This window comes from Tranquillimonas alkanivorans (assembly GCF_900115595.1).
GTDB lineage: Bacteria > Pseudomonadota > Alphaproteobacteria > Rhodobacterales > Rhodobacteraceae > Tranquillimonas > Tranquillimonas alkanivorans.
In genome coordinates, this window is sequence record NZ_FOXA01000086.1 from 1 (window position 1) to 1,335 (window position 1,335).

Annotated in this window: 1 protein-coding gene and 1 pseudogene; both read right to left on the minus strand. The window is 63.7% G+C overall.

The window, feature by feature from the left end; genetic code table 11:
* A partial coding sequence (locus BM162_RS22270; protein WP_093426046.1) for a cbb3-type cytochrome c oxidase subunit I occupies positions 1-1,142 on the minus strand: 1,142 nt, incomplete at its 3' end.
* A gap of 13 nt (positions 1,143-1,155) precedes the next feature.
* Positions 1,156-1,335: pseudogene (locus BM162_RS22275) on the minus strand (c-type cytochrome); the annotation flags it as partial.

A 1,335-nucleotide genomic window follows, 5' to 3' on the forward strand; every position in this document is an offset into this window, starting at 1 on the left:
AAGGTCAGCGTGAAGGTCATGAACGCCATGCCGCCGGTCATCAGCCAGAAGGACGCCTGGTTGATCGCCTGGTTGTAGGGCGCGCGGCCCCGGAGCACCGGCATCGCATAGGTGAAGATGGCCAGGTTCAGGGCGACGTAGGCGCCGTAGAAGGCGAGGTGTCCGTGGGCGGCCGTGATCTGCGTGCCGTGGGAGTAGTAGTTCACCCCGTGCAGCGTGTGCAGGAAGCCCCAGACGCCCGCGCCGAAGAAGGCGACGGTGGCGGCGCCGAGCGACCACAGAAGCGCGGCCTTGTTCGGGTGGTTGCGCTTGCCCTTCCAGACCATGACGAAGGCGAAGGACATCATGGCGAAGAACGGGATCACCTCGAGCGTCGAGAAGATCGAGCCCAGCCACTGCCAGTAGCCCGGCAGGCCGATCCAGTAGAAGTGGTGCCCGGTGCCGAGGATGCCCGAGAAGAGCGCCGTCGCCACGATGACGTAGAGCCATTTCTCGACCACCTCGCGGTCCACGCCTGTCAGCTTGAGCATCAGGAAGGCGAGGATCGAGGCCATCACCAGCTCCCACGTGCCCTCGACCCACAGGTGAATGACGTACCACCAGTACATCTTGTCGAGGCTCAGGTTGTCGGGGTTGATGAAGGCGAAGATCCACAGAAGCGACAGCAGCCAGAGCCCTGTCAGCAGCACGCCGGTGATCGCGGTCTTGCGGCCGGCCAGGACCGTCATCGAGATGTTGAACAGGAAGATCACCGCCGACACCAGGATGCCGAACTTGACCCACAGCGGCTGCTCGAGGAACTCGCGCCCGCCGTGGATGCCCACGAGGTACGAGCCAACCGCGCCCAGCGTACCGATCACCATGATGGCGAGCTGGATGTAGGCCAGCTTCTCGGAATAGATCTCGCGCTCGCTTTCCTCTGGGATGAGGTAGTAGGCGGCGCCGAAGAAGCCCAGCAGGAGCCAGACCACCAGCGCGTTGGTGTGGATCATGCGGACGATGTTGAAGGGAAGGATCTCGCTCAGGAAGTTGGGCGAGACGTAGATCCAGCCGATGAGCAGACCGCCCATGACCTGGATCGCGAACAGGCCCATCGCCACGAGGAAATAGGCGTAGGCCACTCTTTGGGATTGGTAACGCATCCGGGTGCTCTCCTCAGCCGGCGTCGTTGGGCGGCCAGGCCTGCGTGTCGGTCTGGTCGGCGAAGCGGAGGAATTCGGCCAGCGCCTTGGTTTCCTCCTCGGTGAGTTCGAAGAACGGCATCTGCCGGCGGCCCTCGATCCGCGAGGGTTGCGCCTTCATCCAGCCGTCGAGCATCTGCCACGCCATCTCGGG